Source organism: Clostridium sp. Cult2, assembly GCF_021655075.1.
Lineage (GTDB): Bacteria > Bacillota > Clostridia > Tissierellales > Tepidimicrobiaceae > Schnuerera.
This window is the reverse complement of the sequence record NZ_PPXX01000091.1, coordinates 1-20290: the sequence shown is the minus strand read 5'-3', so window position 1 is coordinate 20290 and position 20290 is coordinate 1. Positions and strand designations below refer to the sequence as shown.

The 20290-nt window shown below is 31.8% G+C and carries 19 protein-coding genes and 1 pseudogene; 1 reads left to right on the top strand and 19 read right to left on the bottom strand.

All coding sequences use genetic code 11. The annotated features are described in order from the left end of the window. Window positions 1-232: 232 nt before the first annotated feature. From C3E90_RS09345 to C3E90_RS09335, 3 genes and pseudogenes are all read right to left on the bottom strand, one after another. Entirely contained in the window at window positions 233-373 is a 141-nt protein-coding gene (locus C3E90_RS09345) for a hypothetical protein (RefSeq protein WP_236915373.1), read from the bottom strand. A 125-nt stretch (window positions 374-498) separates the two neighbouring features. Further along, window positions 499-736: pseudogene (locus C3E90_RS09340) on the bottom strand (ATP-binding cassette domain-containing protein); the annotation flags it as partial. Window positions 737-788: 52 nt separating this feature from the next. Beyond that, window positions 789-1673 carry a LysR family transcriptional regulator gene (locus tag C3E90_RS09335; protein ID WP_236915372.1) on the bottom strand — a complete coding sequence of 295 codons (885 nt, stop codon included), beginning with the start codon at window positions 1671-1673 and terminating at the stop codon, window positions 789-791. Between the two features lie 119 nt (window positions 1674-1792). On the opposite strand from C3E90_RS09335, the gene C3E90_RS09330 reads away from it, so the two are divergent. Then, window positions 1793-2983 (top strand): coenzyme F420-0:L-glutamate ligase, encoded by a 1191-nt coding sequence (locus C3E90_RS09330; protein WP_236915371.1) that lies wholly within the window; start codon window positions 1793-1795, stop codon window positions 2981-2983. Between the two features lie 59 nt (window positions 2984-3042). Here C3E90_RS09330 and C3E90_RS09325 read toward each other — a convergent pair whose 3' ends face one another. The 16 genes from C3E90_RS09325 to C3E90_RS09250 all read right to left on the bottom strand — a co-directional run. Beyond that, the gene (locus tag C3E90_RS09325; RefSeq protein ID WP_236915370.1) at window positions 3043-4839 is read right to left on the bottom strand and encodes a S9 family peptidase; all 1797 of its coding nucleotides are present in this window, start codon (window positions 4837-4839) and stop codon (window positions 3043-3045) included. A 147-nt stretch (window positions 4840-4986) separates the two neighbouring features. Then, window positions 4987-6915, bottom strand: a complete 1929-nt coding sequence (locus tag C3E90_RS09320) for a hypothetical protein (protein ID WP_236915369.1) — start codon at window positions 6913-6915, stop codon at window positions 4987-4989. Window position 6916: 1 nt separating this feature from the next. Next, entirely contained in the window at window positions 6917-7285 is a 369-nt protein-coding gene (locus tag C3E90_RS09315; protein WP_236915368.1) for a BlaI/MecI/CopY family transcriptional regulator, read from the bottom strand. Between the two features lie 136 nt (window positions 7286-7421). Then, window positions 7422-8621, bottom strand: a complete 1200-nt coding sequence (locus tag C3E90_RS09310; RefSeq protein ID WP_236915367.1) for an FprA family A-type flavoprotein — start codon at window positions 8619-8621, stop codon at window positions 7422-7424. Window positions 8622-9065: 444 nt separating this feature from the next. Beyond that, window positions 9066-9725: a DUF2812 domain-containing protein gene (locus C3E90_RS09305; RefSeq protein ID WP_236915366.1), complete on the bottom strand. Its 660-nt coding sequence runs from the start codon at window positions 9723-9725 to the stop codon at window positions 9066-9068. Next, entirely contained in the window at window positions 9709-10053 is a 345-nt protein-coding gene (locus C3E90_RS09300) for a PadR family transcriptional regulator (RefSeq protein ID WP_236915365.1), read from the bottom strand. Before C3E90_RS09300 ends, C3E90_RS09305 begins: the two co-directional genes overlap by 17 nt. Window positions 10054-10190: 137 nt before the next feature. Beyond that, complete coding sequence (locus tag C3E90_RS09295; protein WP_236915364.1) at window positions 10191-10937, bottom strand: amino acid ABC transporter ATP-binding protein; 747 nt, start codon at window positions 10935-10937, stop codon at window positions 10191-10193. 10 nt (window positions 10938-10947) lie between these two features. After that, window positions 10948-11559, bottom strand: a complete 612-nt coding sequence (locus C3E90_RS09290; protein ID WP_236915363.1) for an amino acid ABC transporter permease — start codon at window positions 11557-11559, stop codon at window positions 10948-10950. Window positions 11560-11611: 52 nt separating this feature from the next. Continuing rightward, window positions 11612-12424, bottom strand: a complete 813-nt coding sequence (locus tag C3E90_RS09285; protein WP_236915362.1) for an amino acid ABC transporter substrate-binding protein — start codon at window positions 12422-12424, stop codon at window positions 11612-11614. Window positions 12425-12849: 425 nt separating this feature from the next. Beyond that, entirely contained in the window at window positions 12850-14187 is a 1338-nt protein-coding gene (locus C3E90_RS09280) for a sodium-dependent transporter (RefSeq protein ID WP_236915361.1), read from the bottom strand. A 91-nt stretch (window positions 14188-14278) separates the two neighbouring features. Beyond that, the gene (gene grdB, locus C3E90_RS09275; RefSeq protein WP_236915360.1) at window positions 14279-15586 is read right to left on the bottom strand and encodes a glycine reductase complex selenoprotein B; all 1308 of its coding nucleotides are present in this window, start codon (window positions 15584-15586) and stop codon (window positions 14279-14281) included. Window positions 15587-15610: 24 nt separating this feature from the next. Further along, window positions 15611-16897 (bottom strand): glycine/sarcosine/betaine reductase component B subunit, encoded by a 1287-nt coding sequence (locus C3E90_RS09270; protein WP_236915359.1) that lies wholly within the window; start codon window positions 16895-16897, stop codon window positions 15611-15613. 21 nt (window positions 16898-16918) lie between these two features. Next, window positions 16919-17302 carry a GrdX family protein gene (locus C3E90_RS09265; RefSeq protein WP_236915358.1) on the bottom strand — a complete coding sequence of 128 codons (384 nt, stop codon included), beginning with the start codon at window positions 17300-17302 and terminating at the stop codon, window positions 16919-16921. A 248-nt stretch (window positions 17303-17550) separates the two neighbouring features. Beyond that, window positions 17551-19188 (bottom strand): hypothetical protein, encoded by a 1638-nt coding sequence (locus C3E90_RS09260; protein WP_236915357.1) that lies wholly within the window; start codon window positions 19186-19188, stop codon window positions 17551-17553. Next, the gene (locus C3E90_RS09255; RefSeq protein ID WP_272879114.1) at window positions 19175-19981 is read right to left on the bottom strand and encodes an ABC transporter ATP-binding protein; all 807 of its coding nucleotides are present in this window, start codon (window positions 19979-19981) and stop codon (window positions 19175-19177) included. Before C3E90_RS09255 ends, C3E90_RS09260 begins: the two co-directional genes overlap by 14 nt. A gap of 104 nt (window positions 19982-20085) precedes the next feature. Further along, window positions 20086-20290: phosphoribosylaminoimidazolesuccinocarboxamide synthase (locus tag C3E90_RS09250; protein WP_272879113.1), on the bottom strand; the 205-nt coding region annotated here is incomplete at its 5' end.

Below are 20290 nucleotides of genomic sequence, written 5' to 3'. Positions count from 1 at the left end.
ATATAATAACCGGCATAAGCATTCCTGCAATTATTGTATGCCCTAATTCATGAAGAAATATATAAATAACTGTTGCAAGTATTATCGAACCTCAATTCAGGAATACCTCCAATGCTGACTATATTTCCGAATTAAGGTTCGGAAATATCATACTATAATAGCTCCTATTCCATTAACCACCCCCTCAAATAAATCATTTTTATTAAAATATATCTAATATCAGCTCCACTTTCTAGTAATGGATGGCAAATGAATGCCTTAATATTCTACTTGCTTCTTCTTTACTTAATATTTCTGGCAGTTTGTTTTCTTTTTTTGGTCTAGGTAAATTATATACTATGTCATTTCTATTCAATACATCTTTGAAATACAATTTAATTACACTTAAAACTTGATTGGCATAAGAATGGGACCTTTAACCATAATCTAATCACCCTTTTACCAGCTGTTACCATATGCCATTCTACATACTTTTCTAAATCCCTTTATTCTTAGGTACTTTTTCAAAATGGTCAACTCTTCATCAGACAATTGAGAAATATCCTGTCCAGTTACAATCACTTTTCCTGAAGTAAGATTATCTAACCCCCCTAACATATTTAGCAAAGTAGATTTTCCTGACCCAGAAGTTCCTACAATTGCAAGAAATTAGCCCTTTTGTACTATTAGGTTCTTCTCCATAATATTTTTTTAGATCTATAGTTTCCAATATATTAAATGTAGTATAATTATATATCTTTATCAATATTACTCTATGCTTTGATAGCTTATTCAATTTCTATATACCTTTATCTACCTTCCAAATCCTGAACAAATTTTTTTGCAGCAGGGGATAAAGATACAGTTTTTAAGAAACAAACTCCAATGGCTCTTTTGGGCATTTCTTCAGATAATTTCAATTCATATACCAATCTACTTTGTAAATATTTATTGGAGAATTCTTTCACAACACAGGATATACCTAGATTAATCCTCGCAAATTCCAATAATAAATCATGGGAACCTAGTTCAATTTCAGGCTCTATTTTAACTCCTTTTGATAATAAATATTTTTCTACATATTGTCTTGAGTTTGACTTAGGTTCAAGTAATATCAGTGGTAGCTCCGATATTTCCTTAAAGCTTAAAGGCATAGGAATGTTGTCTATATATTTTTCTCCACAGACAAATATATCATGAATATCCATTAACTTTATTATCTCCAATGCAGAATCCTTAATGGGTAAATTGCAAATTGAAATATCAACTCTCCCTGATTTAAGTAGATTACATAGTTCTAAGGTTGTACGATTTACAATCTTTAATTTAATATTTGGATATAGATTATGGAATTTTTCTAAAAAGGCCAATAAGAAATAACGTGATATAGTATCCCCAACCCCTATTCTCAGTTCTCCTGTCATAAGGTTTTTGGACTCCATCACTTTTTTTTCCCCTACATTAATTAGATTAATAGCAGAGTTTGCATATTCAACTAATATCTGTCCCTCATTTGTAAGTACTACTCCTCTAGGGGTTCGTGTAAATAAACGTACCTCTAGTTCAGATTCAAGCTGCATAATTGCTTGACTGACAGCTGGTTGGGTCATATATAGGGATTTTGCAGCTTTGGAAAAGCTTCCATATTTGACTACTTCACTAAATATTTTATATAAATCTAATCTAATTGACATATAAGCCCCCCTTATAGCTCATATCGTATATATTTATTTTACTTATATCATATAATAGCGTATATTACAAGTGAGAGGGTATTTTTGCTTCTCAAAATAAATTTAGAGGAGAGATTGAAATGGAAAGGATGGTTGGAACTGTTGCTAGGGGACTTCTTTCTCCAATTATGAAAGAAGGGGATAATATTGCTGAAATCGTTGTAGACACTGTACTAAAAGCTTCGAAAGTAGAAGGTTTTCCTATTAACGATAAAGATATCGTATCTATAACTGAATCTGTAGTCGCTCGTACTCAAGGAAACTATGCAAGCATTGATGATATTTCTAAAGATATAGTTTCAAAATTTGGAGAGGAGACTATCGGGGTAATATTTCCCATTCTAAGTCGTAATCGTTTTGCTACTTGTCTTCATGGTATTGCGAAGGAAGCTAAAAAGATAATCTTAATGCTTCAATATCCTTCAGATGAAGTAGGTAATCCTCTAGTGTCCATAGATGAACTAGATGATAAAGGTATTAATCCTTGGACAGATGTTTTAACAGAAAATGAATTTAGAAAACTTTTTGGATACAATAAACACCCTTTTACTGGTGTTGACTATATTGATTATTATAAATCTATAATAGAAGAACATGATACTGAATGTAAAATAATATTCTCAAATAATCCTAAGACCATATTAAATTACACAAAAAATGTCCTTACCTGTGATGTTCATACGAGATTTAGAACAAAGAAGATTTTGAAAGCAAATGGTGGTGAAAAAATTTATAGTCTTGATGATATTTTGACTAAATCTATTGAAGGTAGCGGTTATAACGAAAACTATGGTCTTTTAGGTTCAAATAAAGCCACAGAAGAAAAGGTAAAACTGTTCCCACGAGACTGTCAACCTATTGTGGATAAGATTCAATCTATGCTTAAAGAGAAAACTGGGAAAACTGTTGAAGTTATGATTTACGGCGATGGTGCTTTTAAAGACCCTATAGGTAAGATTTGGGAACTAGCTGACCCTGTAGTATCTCCAGCCTATACTAAAGGACTTGAAGGCACACCAAATGAAATTAAACTAAAGTATCTAGCCGATAACGACTTTGCCCATTTAAAAGGAGAAGAGCTTAAAAAAGCTATTTCTGAATATATTAAAAACAAAGAATCAAACCTTGTAGGTACTATGGAGACACAAGGTACTACCCCTAGAAGGCTTACAGACCTTATAGGTTCCCTTTCCGATTTAACTTCAGGAAGTGGGGATAAGGGTACACCTATTGTATATATACAAGGATATTTTGATAATTATACGAAATAGGGTAAAAATAAGTGGTATTAGTAAAAAGCTATTTACTAATACCACTAACTTTTCTATATTCAATTATCTTTAACTCCTAAATGTTTTTTTAAAAACTTAACTACTTTAGGATAGCAATCAAGTTGGTTTTCTCTTTTTGCTAAACCATGCCCCTCATTATCATATCTTAGATATTCTACAGGGACATTACGATTTTTAAGGCTTGATACAATTTGCTCTGCTTCACTTACAGGAACACGTGGGTCATTTGCACCGTGAATAACCATCAGTGGAGCGGTTATTCTATGGACCTTGTGCATAGGAGACACTTCACGTAATATATCCCTATGATGTTCAAGACTACCATATTCACTTTCACGATGAACACGACGGTATTCTGCTGTATTTTCTAGAAAAGTTTCTAGATTCGACATGCCAACGGTATCAACGCCTGCAGCCCATAAATCTGGATACTCAGTAAGGGAAGAAAGGGTCATATATCCACCATAGCTTGCACCCATAACTGCAATTTTATCTCTCTGTGCCAATCCTTTTCCAATTAAATGATTAACAAGACTTTCGATATCTTTAACGCTATCTAAACGCTTTTCAATATCGTCCAAATGGGTATATCTCTTGCCATAACCTGAAGAGCCACGAACATTAGGCCCAATTATAGAAAATCCTTGGCTAATAAGATATTGTGTAAGTGGATTAAATGTAGGCCTTTCCTGTCCCTCAGGCCCTCCGTGTATATCAATAATTACAGGAGTCTTTCCATCTCCTTTATTTGTTTTATAATACCAAAATGGAACTTCAAGACCATCAAAGGAAATATAACGATGCAATGTAGGTTCAATTAAGTCGTCGGGACAAATACCTTCCATTTCCCTACTAGTAATTCTTTCAATCTTATCATTGTCCATATCTAGCATCCAAATATCCATTGGGCGGTTACCACTGCTTAATGAAAACAATAATCTATTGTCCGTTTTTGACCAGTTTAGTCCATAATAGCTGATAACTCCTCTTGGTGGTTTTGGTATATTTTCCAATCTTAATGTATTGATATTTAAAATTTCAATTACAGAATAACCATCACGATTAATTTCCATTGCTAAATACTTATCATTATATGATAAAGCTATATCCTCAACATCCCAATTTTCTTCATATACCTTCCTCAATTCTTTTAATACTATATCATAGTATGCTACATATTTAAATTCAGCATTTACATCGGTTATAAGGTAAAAACCTTTTGAATCACTAGTCCATCTGGGATTTGTATACTGCGCAAATTCACCACTTAAATCAATTTTTTCCGCTTCTTTTGTTTCTGTGTTAACCATCCATAGATAGTTGTTTGAATACCCTTTAAGTTTATTATAAAGAAGATATCTTCCATCAGGGGATAGTTCAGCAGGAATATTGTAATTATCATTGTTTTCTATAATAATTTCCCTTTTTCCTGTTGTAATATCCATTTGACATATATCATAATTTGCTGGGTTCCTTTCGGTAGATGCATACACTATAGTTTTGCCATCGGGTTTTACGCCGCCAAATGAATAACGAGCCTTATCATTATTTGTTAAGTTTATTGCTTCTGTTTCGCCATGTTTTAACATATAAATTTGTTCTTGTTCATTTCCTCCGCTATCCATGGTAAAAAATATATCTTTCCCATTGGGTGCAACCATATGTTTCCAAATGCGCTCTTTTAAAAAAGTAAGCTGTACCGGTTCATCACCTATTTTGGTTTTCCAAATTTGATCTACGCCACTTTCATCGGATATGAAAGTTATTTCACCATTTCCAAGCCATTGTCCATTGTCTGCAGAACTTATTTTAAAATATTTATCTATTGTAGCCATATAATTCCTCCTATAAATTCAAGTTTTTTACTACCATCATTTGAAACCATAATAAGCATTTCCCCGAATTTCTACCTTTTCCATGGATATCAGACTTATGAATATATTCATCTATTTTTTTGCCTTATCAGCATGGACACACCCATTTTAATTGCTAACATTATATATTGGTAATCTGGGTGTTTTTATGGTATTGTCATCTTCTAATGCTACTTCAGTATATATCACGAAATAAGGCTCATATGAAAAACCTCCTGGCAAAGATTTATCATGCTTATCTATTATATCACTAATATTTTCATTTGTATATTTCCAGCCATCAGTATAATCAGTATCGGTAAATATTAATATCGGCTCCTCCTCTGACTCCAGTCTTAAAACATAAAAATCTACTTTCTGAGCATTATCATATCCCAATAATTCTATTTGAAAATAGTCTTCATTTATTACATACCAATCATCCTTAATTGTATAACTGGAATTAATATTATAAACATCTCTTAAATCTTCAAAAGTAATATGGTCATCTAATCTAATTTGGGCTGAAAATCGAATCATATCTTGGTCTTCTGACTCCTCGTCTTTTTCAGATATAGGCTTTTGTGGTTTTTTATCTTTATTTTTAATATTTCCTTTTTTCTCATTTAAAAATATATCCATAGTCTCTTCCGTTTTTATATGACCATAAAATCCAAAGGCTCTGCCTTCATTGTGATAATCAAAGATGATATTATCTGCTAATATTTCTTCTTTACCATTAGTTAATTTTATTAAACTATAGTAGCCTTTTCCTTTGTACCTGCTGAATAATATTTCATCTTTAGATATACTTATTGGCATAAAGTCAAAATAATCTCCCTCAGTTATCTTTTTCACTTGAGAAGTTCTTAAATCATATTCATAAATATTATGAGCTCTTTTTTCCCAATTTATAAATTCCTCATTATAATCAAAGTTTTGGGAGGTATCTACAGCTTTAGTTGCTGAATACAATAATTTATCCCCATCTAAAGTAAAACTTGGAGTCATGGCAACCAAATCGCTATCCATGAAATTGATTTTATTATAGTTTTTGTCTTTATCTATATCTAATAAAACCACTTCTTTATTTAAAATCATTTCCCTAGCTTCGCCTTCAATTAGACCAATTAAATTATTATTCTTGGGATTTATGGTTAAATTATCTTTATAGGGAAGTACTGTTATATTTTTAAAATCCACATGTGTTTTATTCTTCACATCATATATTCCTACGCCTATTCCATCTGCACTTAATGAACCTGAAGCAGGTTTCTCCATAATATAAATATATTTTCCATCATCAGTTATATCCCATATAATTGGATCATAGCCTATCATCTCATCCGTGAATTTTCTGCCTTCTATTATTGTATTTATTGTGCTTTCTATAGATTCTCTATCTCCCCTAAGTTCTATTTCTACAATGCCAATATTATAGCCAAATTCACCTTCATCCGTAGTCCAACGGGATATTTGATTGCAATATATATTTCCCTTTTTTGATACCCTAAAATTATCATAATAGTAATCATCTATAAATCTCCCAATGTTTTGGACCTTATCTTTACCTTTAGGTTTCATATCATGAATAGTAAAGCCCGTTTCTTCTGTAGAGTATATTATAATATCTTCATCCATCCAATCATAGGATACTATTTTTTCAGCTAATTTATCTGAATTCCCATTTTCAAAATCAAATACATATAAATATCCATCATAGGTATAGGCAATATAATCTCCATATTTTGAAATAATAGGATAGCTAAATTCCCTTCCTTCATGAATTTTAGTCTCTCTCCCAGTGTTTAAATCAGCAAAATACAATCCATTATCTTTAATATATACAATAAAGGGATCCTTCCCTTCTGTAGCATTAGTTGGCATAATGCTACAAGCTGTAAAAAGTCCAGATATTATAATCAAAAACAACACAAATAATGAAATAATATATCTAAATCTAGAATTCTTTTTAGTTAAAGGCGCTATCAATAAAAGTATGAAAGACATTATGCTTCCAATAATGGACATGCTAAATATCCCCTTTAAAATTGCCATATCACACCCTCCTAATCCAATCTTTTAATTCCTTTATATCTTCTTCATCTATTTTTTTATTATTATATAATGAAGCTACTAAGGATTTTACACTGCCACCATACATCTCTTCCAAAAAGTCCTCAGCTTGATAGGATTTATATTCATCCTTATTTACAACGGGAGAATAATAGTTAATTCTACCTTTTTTCCTTACTTTTAGTACATTTTTTTCCACTAGTCGTTTAGCTAAAGTAAGTATAGTAGTATGCTTCCATGTATTATCCTCTCCTAATTTTTCAATTATATCTGCAGTTGTAACCTCTCCATCTACATCCCAAATTATTTTCATTATTTCATATTCTGCTTCTGAGATTTTAACTATATTCATAATGAATCACCCCTTATATTCTACATTATGTAGTATTGATTTAATTTTACATCATGTAGAATGTGAAGTCAATAGTATATTAAAAAAACCATCTCAAAATCAATTTTGAGATGGTTTCATTTTCCATTATAAATATCTATTTCATTGATTCTATGATACTATTAGCAAGGGACTCCATTTCATTGATATTTTCCTCTTTCATAGATGATTTTATTAATACATCCTTCTCTAATACATTCATTTCTTTCATTTCACCTAGAAGTTCACGGATTAATTTTCCAGCTCTAGGTGCCCAAGTTCCATTTTCAATTATCCCAACTGTACGTTTTTGTAAATTCAACGCCTTCATATCTAATAAGAAATTTTGTACTGGTGTATAAATACTTAAATTATAAGTTGCAGAAGCCAATACTAAATGACTATATCTAAATGCATCGGCAATTAAATAAGATACATGGGTTTTTGAAGCATCGTACATAACCACATTAGTCATACCTTTTTCTACTAATCTCATAGCTAAATCTTCAGCAGCTGCTTCTGTATTTCCGTACATTGAGCCATAAACGATTAATACACCTTTTTCCTCAGGTTCATAACTGCTCCATTTATTATATTTGTCGATAAAATAATCTAAATCTGTACGCCATACTGGTCCATGTAGTGGACAAATATACTTAATATCTAAATTACCAGCCTTTTTCAACAAGGCCTGAACCTGAGGTCCATATTTTCCCACTATATTAGTATAATATCTTCTAGCTGGTATTAAGAAGTCCCTATCAAAATCCATTTCATCATTAAACAACTTCCCATCTAAGGAACCAAAGGTTCCAAAGGCATCAGCGGAAAATAGTACTCCATTTGTTGTATCAAAGGTTGCCATGGTCTCTGGCCAATGGACCATTGGTGCTGATATAAATATAAATTCATGTTTGCCGAAGGACATAGTGTCTCCATCTTTAACCTCTATTATATTTTCATCTACTTTAAAATCAAATTGCCTCATAAAATCAAAAGTCTTTTTATTACCTATGATTTTTACATCTGGATAACGACAAATTATTTCCTCTATACAGGCTGCATGGTCAGGTTCCATATGGTTTATGACCATATAATCTAAAGGCCTATCTCCTAAAACATATTTTATATTCTCTACAAATTTGCGGCATACCGACCAATCTACTGTATCTAAAAGCACAGTCTTTTCGTCTAAAAGCAAATATGAATTATAGGAAATGCCTTCAGGAATAGGATGAATATTTTCAAAAAGGACAAGGCGACGATCATTGCCACCAACCCAATATAAATCCTTAGTTACCTTTCGAACATTATACATTAATAAATCCCTCCATATTTTATATATTTTAATTTATTGATTATATAACTAGTTAACCAATGAAATACATCCTATATACGTTAACATTTAGCAAAATATTGTATTTGACCTTAATTTTGGTATATCAAAAATTTGTAAATCTGTAGCGTGTTTTTATCTTAGTTTTGTTTTATTTCTAAATATGGATATACTTGAATAGAACAAGATGATAACGTTAGAAAATAATGTATGATTATTTGTATTAAAATTTCTCATATCCTCTATACTAATCTTGTTGAATACTGATTATATTATACATAAAATGTATTCTGGGGTAAAGTAAATTCATAAATTTTAATAAAACTGAGAAAGCATTAGTTGCCATAGCTTTAGTCTTATTATTCATGGCTGCATATATTGAAGCCCTATTAATTACAAGAATCTAAACTTTACTAAAGCAATTTTCTATTGATTAATCTCACCTTTATCTTTTAGATTTTTAATACTCTCATTAATTTGAATTAATTTCACAGATAAACAGATAAATACTATTCCTAATAGTACTAATAACATATAATTGTTACTAGTATTAGTATTTCCTATGCTCCATAAAGTAAATTCAAATATTGAATTTTCCATAAAAATTCCCATTATTGCAAAGAATAAAATAGTAATTTCACCAACTATCAATGGTTTTCTTATCTCTTTTAATCTATATATCTTGTCTTCAATGTTAGAATATATCTCAAAGGGTTTTCCATTATTTTTCTTTTCTAATATTAACAACTCTCTATTAATCATTCCTTTAGATGTGGCAATCCTACCGCCTTGATTTGCAAAAGGACGAAGTCTTGCCTTCCCCCATGAAAATTGTCCAATATTTATTGGTTTTTCATAATATTTTATTCCTATTTCTTCTATGAATTGTTTATATTCTTTTAACTCTTTGTAGTTTTTATTTCCTACATAATCAATACTATATTGGTATTCATTTGCTTCACAATTCTCAAAAGTATAAAAAAACCGTCCTACATTAACTAACCTATGTCCCTTTTCTGACATTTGATTTAACCATTTTTCTTGACTTCCCATTGGATTTAAAAATATTCTAAATATCTTCTTCATCATCGCCACCACCTTTCGTAGCTTCAATAGCTATATTATATATTTCTTCTAACCGTTCTATTTCCAACTCCACCTGAGCACGTCCCAGTTCAGTTATAATATAATCCTTTTTCCTTTCTTCAGGATTTACTGGACATGGCTCTATCCATTTTTTCTTCGCCAAGTTATTAATTGCTCCATAAAGTGTTCCTGGTCCAAATACCACTCTTCCTTTTGTCTTTTCCTCCACAAATTGCATAACCCCATAGCCATGATTTGGTTGATACATTGCTAATAAGATTAGAAAAGCTGTTTCAGTTAATGGGCCTTCTTTAATCTGCTTTTTCATTTTCCCCCCCCTATTACGCCATGCGTAGTATTTGTTATTATTATATCGTTATCCGTAGTACGTGTCAAGTAGCAAAAATAAAAGATCAAGAGTTTACTCTTGATCTTGGTGGAATATACCATATAGTTGTTTTGCTTTTATAAGACCACAAATTTTCTTATTCTGTCATCTTGAAAGTTATCAAAAAATTCTTCTTTTCTACCTTCCTGTACTATTTGTCCCTCTTCCATAAATATTATCCTATTGGCTATTTTCTTTGCAAAAGTCATATCATGGGTTATGATTAAAATACTCATATTATTATTTGCTAACTTTTCTATTATTCCTGCTATTTCTTCCCTTAACTCTGGATCCAAAGCGGAAGTAGGTTCATCTAAACACATAATCCTAGGATTTAATGCACAAGCCCTAGCAATGGCTACTCTTTGTTTTTGCCCTCCTGAAAGCTCAAAGGGATAAGAATCCCTCTTGTTTACTAATCCCATAGTTTTTAGGAGTTTTATAGCTTTATCCCTTGCTTCTTCTTTGGATACACCAAAAACATTTATAGGAGCCTCTATTATGTTTTCTATTACTGACATATGAGGAAAAAGGTTATAGTTTTGAAAGACTAATCCTATTTTCTTCCTTATAACCTTCATTTCCTCAGAACTAGCATATATACTTTTACCATTATAATCCTTACACAGATAGGATTCATCAATTATTATCGTACCACCATCACATTTTTCCAAATTATTTATACATCTAAGAATTGTAGTCTTCCCTGCTCCAGATGGCCCAATAATTGCTAAAACTTCTCCTGTTTTCAATTGAAAACTTATGTCCTTCAGCACCTGTTTTTCTCCAAATCTTTTGTTTAATCCACTTACTTCTAGAACCATTTTCCCCCTCCTATTCGTAATAGGAATATCTTCCCTCTATTTTATTGAAAACTTCTGTGAATATGGCTGTTAACAATAGATATATAACCCCTACTAATGCTAATGGAATTAATGAAACATCTCTGTTTGAAGCGATTTTTCCAGCCCTTAATAATTCTCCAATTCCTACTATATATACCAGGGAGGTATCCTTAATGAGAGTAATAACTTCATTGGCAATAGAGGGTAGTACTATCTTAAACATTTGAGGCAGTATTACCCTTTTGAATGTTTTATAGGGAGTTAAACCTAATACTTTAGCCGCCTCATATTGTCCCTTATCAATTGACTCTATACCACCTCTAAATATTTCACCAAAATATGCTCCGTAGTTTAATACAAAAGCTATTAGTACAGCTGTAAATCTATCAAAAATTATACCTATTAAAGGTAACCCAAAGAATATAAACACTATCTGCAGCATTAAAGGTGTGCCTCGCATTACCCATATATAAAATTCTGTTATCTTAGACAAAAATTTCACCTTTGATATTCTCCCTATGGATACAAGAATTCCCAATGGAATAGATAATATAAGAGTTAAAGAAAATACTTCTAAGGTTGTAACAAGACCATCAACCATAGATGGCAATAAATTATATATATATATCTAATCATAGTATCATCCTCTTACTTTAATTGTTTCCCCCAAACCATTTCTTATAAATCTCATCATAACTACCATCTTTCTTCATTTCATCTAAAGTATTATTTATCACTTCCAATAATTTATTATCTTCCTTTCTAAGGCCTATACCATATTCTTCTTCTCCAAAGTCCTCCTTAAGGATTTTATAATCTTCAGGATTTTTTTGACTAATATAGTATCTTGCGAGGACTTCATCTGATATAACAGCATCTACTCTTCCCGCTTCTAAATCCATAATTGCCTCATGGTTTGTATCAAATAATACAGCTTGTCCTCCTTCAAAACTTTCTACTACTTCAGGTTCCTTATTTATAGCCTCAAGGGTACTAGAACCATTTTGAACTGCTACCTTCTTATCTTTTAAATCTGTTTTACTATTTATATTAGAATCTGCCAACGTCATAATTATTTGTTTGTTTTCTAGATAGGCTTGAGTAAATGCAACTTTTTCCTTTCTTTCATCATTAATAGAATAACCATTCCAAATGACATCAATATTACCTGAATTCAATTCCGTTTCCTTCATAGACCAATCTATGGGTTGGAACTTTACTTCAAATCCAGCTCGTTTAAACACTTCCTTTGCTAAGTCTACATCAAAGCCTACCAATTCTCCTTTGTCATCTCTAAACCCCATAGGAGCAAAGGTATCATCAAGCCCCATTACTATATAACCACTTTCTTCTAACTTTTCATAAGAGTCTTTCTTGGATATTACCTCTTTTGTGCAACCTGTTAAACCAAAAATATTTAAAATTAATACAGCTAATAAGATAATAAGACAATTGTTTCTTTTCATTATTACATCTCCTTTTATTTAGATTTATAAGTTAGAAATAAAAAAACTCCCGTCTCTAGTATTACACTAGAGAACGAGAGTATTACTCCGTGGTCCCATCTCTATTTATCGATACCTCACAGTATCAACCTTATCGAGTACGACAAATATATGTTTATACTCTAGCACTATAACGGGTGCAGGTAATCCGAAGACAGTCTACTACCTAATAGGATTCGGTGTCTAGCTCAGAGATGTGTTCAAAATACACTCAAATGCCCCTCTCACCAACCGGGAATTCTCTGTATAAGAAATGTATCTTTACTATTTCTCATCGAAGCTTTTATTTCAATTTATTATGGTAATATGTTAATACATTAAAATCATGTTGTCAATACTTATTTTATTATTCGTTTTGTTTCCCCTTAAACAGCAGGTGCTAATTATTAAAACACCCCTGTAATAAATATTATAACTAAAGCTATTGGAATTAGAAATTTTATCAAAGGGCTCCACCAATCATAAACTTTAAGTTTTTCTGCCCCAATATTTGTTTCTTCTTGATACCTATCAAATTTCCATACCAGTAAGGTATAGAAAGATAGTACTAAGGCTCCTAAAGGCATGGCTATATTACCTGAAACATAATCTGCAAAGTCAAAGAAATTTCTTCCCCCAATTAATATAGTTGACCAGGGTCCTTGAGCTAATATAGTTGGATAACCTATTATATATATGGCAATTAAACTTAACCACACAGCCTTTTTCCTATTCATCTTGAACAGCTCTGTAAAAGTCATTACTACAGGCTCTAGATAGCCTATAGCAGAAGAGAGGGCTGCAAAGAATATCAATAGGAAAAACATCCCACCAAATAAACTGCCTGCTGGCAATCTATTAAATAAATTTGACATGGTGACAAATAACAAACTTGCTCCCGCATCTGGTTGTAATCCTAATGCAAATATGGCTGGGAATATAACTAAACCTGCAATTAAAGCTGCTAACGTATCAAATGAAACTATTATAGCAGCATCCGTTGGAATATCGCTATCCTTTTTTAAATAACTTCCATATATAAAAGCCCCACCACTGGCTATACCTATTGAAAAGAAAGATTGGCCTAAAGCTGCAAGCAATACACTTCCATTTATCTTTGAAAAATCTACGCTTAAATACCATCTTAATCCTTTCATGGCTCCTGGAAGTGTTAATGACCTTATTGCTAATATAATTAGCATAATAAACAATGTAGGCATCATTATCTTACATGCTTTTTCTATGCCATTTTCTAATCCTCTAGCAGAAATTAATCCTATTATTATAGTACATGCTAAAGTGAACCCACTTACAGCCAAAGTATTAGATGTAAAGCTTGTAAAAGCCTGAACATATTGGTCAGCTGTTAATCCCCTTAATGAACCAGAAATCATTTTAAATAGATAAGCTAAAATCCAACCCATTATTTGTACATAATAGGTTAATATCAAAAATGCAGACAATACTCCAAGCCATCCAAATAGAACCCAAATACTTCCTTTTCTAGTTAAATGCCTCATACCTTCTACAGGGTTTAGTTGAGTTTTACGGCCTAAACTCATTTCCATAGTAAATAATGGTATACCTATTAGCAAGACTATCAATAAATATACAAGTACAAAAGCCCCCCCACCATTAACTCCAGTTAAATATGGAAACCTCCATATGTTACCAAGTCCAATAGAAAAGCCTGCAGCAGCCATAATGAAACCAAACCGACTCCCCCAGCTTTCTCTTTTATCCATTTATTTCACTCCCTCGTTTTATTTTAAGTAACCAAATTGGAATTTGCCCGAACTGTCTCTAATGAAAGTTCGGGCTTAAATCTAAAAATATTTATTCAAATTCAGTAGGCTCATTAACTTCTACTTTAAATGCATCTAGGGATTTTTTAACTAATTTTCTTCTTAATTCTAATTCCTTATCCGGTGGCAGAGCTGGATTTCCTACTGGATGAGGAATTGCAATAGTTGGCACTATTCTATTTGCACCTACAGATTTTGAAATAGTAGTAATAGTTGCCATGTGGACAATAGGAATACCATACCTTTCTATTTCTTTTACCATGGTTGCACCGCAACGTGTACAGGTACCTCATGTTGAAGTTAGTATAACTCCATCTACTCCAGCTTCTTTTAATTCTTTACCTATCTCTGTACCAAACTTTATTGAGTTTCCCACAGATGTTCCCGTACCTGTTGTAGTATAGAAGTATTCGTAAACCTTTCCTATATATCCATCTTTCTCATACTGTCTTAATATATCTAAAGGAGCTACTCTATCGGGTTTTTCATTAGCATATACTGGATCATATCCACCATGAATAGTATAGTAATCTGCTCCCAAATCGTCTTTTCTACTTATATCATATTTGCCCCACTTTTGGGCACTAGCTGATTCTATCCTATCTGGATTACCCTTTGGAACTATACCACCAGACGTTACCAATGCTATAGTAGCCTTGCTTAAATCCCTAATAGGCATAGCTGGATCTACCTTATCAAATACAGGCATTGGCAATTCCGTTTTAAATTCTTTATCCTTTAGCCTAGCTAGTAGCATTTCAACAGCTCTTTGGGAACCTCTCTTATCTACAAATACTGTTAATCTTCTTCCTTGTGGTATATATCCTTCTTCCTCTGGAGGCCCTAACGGTTCTTTTTTTACCATCTTCTTGACTATATTAGCCATAACAGGTAATGCTTTACGCATACCAGCAGCTGAGTCCGATACGCTAGCAACAATTGCTTTCTCTTTACAAACATCAACTCCAGGGTTTTCAACATACATTCCAGTAACTACGGGGATATTTAATTGTTCTACAACAGCATTGGCAATCTCTCCACAAGCCATTCCGTATCTGCCAGCATTGAAAGCAGGGCCTGTAACCACAATATCTGGTTTGTTTTCTTTTATAGCCTCTAATATATAATTTAATGCCTCTTCTTTGTTTTCATTAAAATAGTTATCCCCACAGATTATAGTTCCAATGACTTCACCTTCATCTTTTATAAGGTCATTAAATCCTAAAGCAGGTCCTATGGTATCTTTTTTAAAGGTAGGCTCAATACCAGCCTTTTCTTCCCCGCCTATTTGACCAAAGAACTGATTTACATAGTATAATACTTTAAATCTTTCTGCCATTTTTCATCCTCCTTTCATCGGTGTTTAATACAACTCTACTGTACAATTGTGGTATCCAATCTCCGAAGTAGAGCCTACTACAGCATTCAGTTCACACATTAGTGTTCCATCTTCAAGTAAAGCCCCTGCCCATCCACCTGCAAGGGTTGCTATAGATTCTGCATTTCCAATTACCTTGTCAGCAGGTGGTAAAGTAACTACATGACTTACATTTCCTGTAGAAATAACAGCTATGGCCTCTTTAGCAGTATCCGCTAATGGTTGACTCATTCCATCTCTGCCTGAACATTCATCCGTAATCAATACAGTTTTTATTCCTGCTGTTTCTAGCCTTTTACAAATCATTAATAAATCAGAGTCCGGATTTCCATAACCTTCCTCTGATACTATGACACCATCTGCACCTAGCATCTTGCATAATTTAGCTGTATAATCGCAAGTTCTAAATTTTCCATCTAAGGTAGTAAGTTCTGGTGTCATTATTACTCCCATAAAGTTTAAGGTCTTACCATGCTGAGCATATAAATCTAAAATAACTGAGTTGTTCTGATGTTGATAAGTGGTAATTTTATCACAGGCAGCAACACAGTTACCACTTACTACAGCCTCATCAAGTTCTTCATTTGGATGGAGTAAGGTTGGTAATATTAACTGACTATTTACACCATAGATATAGGTGTCATGAAGAAGGCCTTGTGAGATAAGCATCTCTACATATAAAACCTTAGGTAAATCTGGGTATTTATTAATTTCTTCAGCTATACTACACATTTCATAGGTTAATATTTCATCTGGTTCAACTCCTCTACCAGCTTCACCAATATATTCTGCTGCCCTAAGTCCTGCTACTCTGACAGTTCCTTCATGAGTATGAGGGTCTAGTCCTTCAATGGGAGTAATATCTATTATTAGATTGTAAGTTTTAGAAAATGGTGTCCATTTGGCCCCCTCACCCCACATGTCTATTACACCTTCTTGGAATCCAACGATATCTCCAATAGTAACTATAGCAGCACCATAAAGTATATTAACTTTTCCTTCTCCTACCTGTTCCATTTTAGATAAAGCCCCTGGAAATCCTTTCCCAGGTCCCTCAATTTTTACTCTAGGTTCAATTACATCCTTTACAGGAATAATTCTTATTCTTTCTCCTGGTCTTGCAATGTCAACTTTTACGTCTTGTATCTTATCATCTTCTTTAAGCACTTCAATTAGCTCTTCTTGATTTACCATTAAGATTCCATTTTTTACAGAAGTTTTTTCACCAAATTGAATATCTTCAATATGGATTCTTCTATGCTCTAATTTCAAAAAAATCACCTCCAAGTAATTTTAAACAAATTCACTGATTGAACTGATTCCTAGATTTTTAAATGTAGAATATAAAAGTTCTTTATCCATTAATGCATAGCTATAGCTATTTCCCTCATCTACATTCCTCATATTCATGTGCTTTTTATAACTTATAATACTGTTTTCAATAATCTCTACATAATAATCCTTAATTTCTTCCTCTCCTTTCTGGACTACTATGGAACGATAAGGGGAAAATAGCATTCTAACACTTGCCCCTAAAGGATGACTAGCTAGTTTCATGCCATTATGGATTAAGTCCCTAACTTTAATTAATACATCTAAAAAAGAACCTTCTACCAATAAACAATCTTCAAATTCCTCCTTTACCAATGGATTATTGGTAACTACTAAATATTTCATCTCTATCCACCTTCTTCTATAGAAAACCAAATACACAGCTGCCTGTTTATTTTTCCCTCATTGTTATTTATTATTTATCAATCCTCAATGGAATTTTTTGCAATGGAACATATGACCATTTAAATTGTGGAGAAAAAAATATATTTAAAATAGACATGACTTAACCGATGAGTACTATTTAAAAGTATTATTGAAAATTTTTAAAATATAAAAAACCTGGTCTCTAAATTCTTAGAAACCAGGTTATATTAACAACCTTCTAACTCTACATTAAATCCTTTTCTCCATGCAAATATATTGATTAGAATTAAAGCTAATATATATATTAGCATGCCATATTTAAACATAGTGGCAATATAATGAGCTCCTGCTAAAAGTCCCAATATTAAAACATAAAATATAGCCATTATTCCTTCTCCTTTATTAACCTCTTCAAAAGGTTCTGAAAAAGGTAATCTTTTAGTTGTTAGATTAAAACAAATTATTATAAATAATAGTAAAGCTAGCAGCAAGACTACTAAATCTATAAATATTTTACCCCTAAATATAATCATATAAATTGTGCTAATAAAAATATATAAGGGGAGTATTAAGCTGATGAGAGAAGCTTTTATTGTCCCTTTAAATATAGTCTTAGTCTCATTAAAGGGGGCAATTTTGTAAACCCAAGCTCCTTTATAATTACCCGAAAACCCTATTGTGCTTACAATATTGGGAACTAAAAAGCCTATAAAATATATACTAAAATATGCCTTACTAGAGGTTATCCCTTCTAATCCTGCTTCTTTCAAACCAGCTAATAAAAATATAAAAGGAAAAATTAATGAAAATCCTAAGGAAGGATATACTCTCAATTTAAAATTCCTTTCTTTTTTCATCATGTTAGTGGCAAATCTAAAAAAAGTTGCCTCTTCTTTAGTCCTACATACTAATTCTGATAACATCTTGTTAAAGCCCTTGTTCCTAGGTTTAGAAGTACCACTACTATCATTCAATTTTTGCAAATTATGTTCGAATGTAGGTGTAAGTTTATTATAAATAATCATAGATATTATAGGAATTATAAAAGCTAATGTTGAAAATATTATTATATAAGAGTCTAAGTTCTTTTTTAATATCAATTCAAAGGGTCCACCAAACCAGATAGGTGGAATTATATAATGCCAAGGTTTTGGAGTAAATTCTTGATTCAAAAATACGTTAATATTAAATAACCTACCTACTAATTGATAACCTATAGTTACAGTAATAGTCAATGCTATTTGAAAATAATTTATAATATCCTTCAACTTTTCGCCATCAAAAATTTTGAGAATTAACAGGTATAATAATGCAGTCAATACTACTATAAAAAGGTCCATAAAAATTATTTCAATAAAAAATATTATGAAAAATAGAAAACCATGTTTCACCAATCCAGCAATAAGACCCGGTCCTATAAAAGAAAAAGTTATAAAAAACATATAAATCATTATGTGAATGGTCTTGGCTGCACTTAATGTTCTTCCATCAATAGGCTTTGAAAGGATAATATCTTTATCTTTCAAGTCTAATAATACGGATGAAAAATCTGATATTAAAGTAATTACCATCATGAACATTATAATTCCAAATACTAAACTCATCTGGAATAGGTAGTTTTCACCCGCTATAACTAAGGGAATAAATATAATTCCGAGTAATATATAAATCCATAAGGATTTAATAAAACTATTATCCTCATCTTTTTTCTTTTTAGAAGAATTTATCATAGTAGTTGGAGTTCTTCTTCCATCTAAAGTAAGCTTTACTTGTAAAATTCTCCTCATAATATAATAATCTATTCCCAGTCTTTCAAATAAGCCTTTAAATCTATCTAAAACTTTTAATATCCTAAAATCCTTCATATGCATCTACCCCTTGTACTATGGAAACAAATTCTTTGGCAATTTTTTCATGCTCTTTAAATCCTGTAAGTTGGTTGAATATCTCCTCTAAAGAACCCTCTTTAGATTTTCCCCTTAAATCCTCAAAACTACCATCTGCAACAATCTGACCATCATTAATTAGAACTATCCTACTGCTTATCTTTTCAACTACTTCCATTATATGAGATGAATAGAATATGGTTTTGCCTTGAGATTTAAGCTCTGCTAATATTTCCTTAAATACCATCACGCTGTTAGCATCTATACCACTTAAAGGCTCATCAAAAAATAAAATCTCTGGATTATTTAATAGGCTAGATATTATTAATAACTTTTGTCTCATCCCTTTAGAATAAGAAGATATTCTAGAATCATATACCTGTTTTAAGCCAAATAATTCCATTAGCTTCTTTGCTTTTTCATCTGCCTCATCATAGTCCATACCAAATAATTCACCTATAAAGGTCAGATATTCTCTACCAGTCAAATTGTCATAGAGATCAGCTGTCTCTGGGACATAGCCTATTTTCCTCTTGTATTCCACATTGCCACTAGAAATATTTTCCCCTAATATTTCTATATCCCCTGTATATTCTCCAATTAATCCTAACATTATCTTTACAGTAGTACTTTTTCCAGCCCCATTTGGACCTATATATCCGATTATTTGCCCTGGATATATATCTAAATTTATTCCCTTTAAAACTTTTTTAGTGCCAAAGGTTTTTTCTAAATTTCTGATAGTTATTATTGGTCTATCATGTATTGCCAACTATTTCACCCCTTTAATCCAATTTTATTCAATTTTACCACAAAAGATATAAAAAATAAACGATATAACTATTAAGTTTAATAATAGCTATATCGTTTTAATTATTAGCTTAACATTAACCTTTCCAATTCTAATGGTTCAATATATTTTCCATCTTTATATGCCCTCATATTTCCACCAGAGATTTCATCAATCAAAGCAATTTCATTATTTTCTCCTACCCTACCAAATTCTAATTTAATATCGTAAAGTTCTATTCCTTTTTTAGCTAGTTCTTCTTTTATTATATTGCTAATCTTTATAGTAAGT

Excerpts from the sequence above, each read along its gene's own strand:
- C3E90_RS09335 (WP_236915372.1), bottom strand. The coding sequence starts at position 1,673 with ATGTCAATTAGATTAGATTTATATAAAATATTTAGTGAAGTAGTCAAA.
- C3E90_RS09310 (WP_236915367.1), bottom strand. The coding sequence starts at position 8,621 with ATGTATAATGTTCGAAAGGTAACTAAGGATTTATATTGGGTTGGTGGC.
- C3E90_RS09290 (WP_236915363.1), bottom strand. The coding sequence starts at position 11,559 with ATGGTTGATGGTCTTGTTACAACCTTAGAAGTATTTTCTTTAACTCTT.
- C3E90_RS09260 (WP_236915357.1), bottom strand. The coding sequence starts at position 19,188 with ATGAAGGATTTTAGGATATTAAAAGTTTTAGATAGATTTAAAGGCTTA.
- C3E90_RS09320 (WP_236915369.1), bottom strand. The coding sequence starts at position 6,915 with ATGGCAATTTTAAAGGGGATATTTAGCATGTCCATTATTGGAAGCATA.
- C3E90_RS09330 (WP_236915371.1), top strand. The coding sequence starts at position 1,793 with ATGGAAAGGATGGTTGGAACTGTTGCTAGGGGACTTCTTTCTCCAATT.
- C3E90_RS09265 (WP_236915358.1), bottom strand. The coding sequence starts at position 17,302 with ATGAAATATTTAGTAGTTACCAATAATCCATTGGTAAAGGAGGAATTT.
- C3E90_RS09295 (WP_236915364.1), bottom strand. The coding sequence starts at position 10,937 with ATGGTTCTAGAAGTAAGTGGATTAAACAAAAGATTTGGAGAAAAACAG.
- C3E90_RS09280 (WP_236915361.1), bottom strand. The coding sequence starts at position 14,187 with ATGGATAAAAGAGAAAGCTGGGGGAGTCGGTTTGGTTTCATTATGGCT.
- C3E90_RS09300 (WP_236915365.1), bottom strand. The coding sequence starts at position 10,053 with ATGAAAAAGCAGATTAAAGAAGGCCCATTAACTGAAACAGCTTTTCTA.
- C3E90_RS09305 (WP_236915366.1), bottom strand. The coding sequence starts at position 9,725 with ATGAAGAAGATATTTAGAATATTTTTAAATCCAATGGGAAGTCAAGAA.
- C3E90_RS09315 (WP_236915368.1), bottom strand. The coding sequence starts at position 7,285 with ATGAATATAGTTAAAATCTCAGAAGCAGAATATGAAATAATGAAAATA.
- C3E90_RS09285 (WP_236915362.1), bottom strand. The coding sequence starts at position 12,424 with ATGAAAAGAAACAATTGTCTTATTATCTTATTAGCTGTATTAATTTTA.
- C3E90_RS09325 (WP_236915370.1), bottom strand. The coding sequence starts at position 4,839 with ATGGCTACAATAGATAAATATTTTAAAATAAGTTCTGCAGACAATGGA.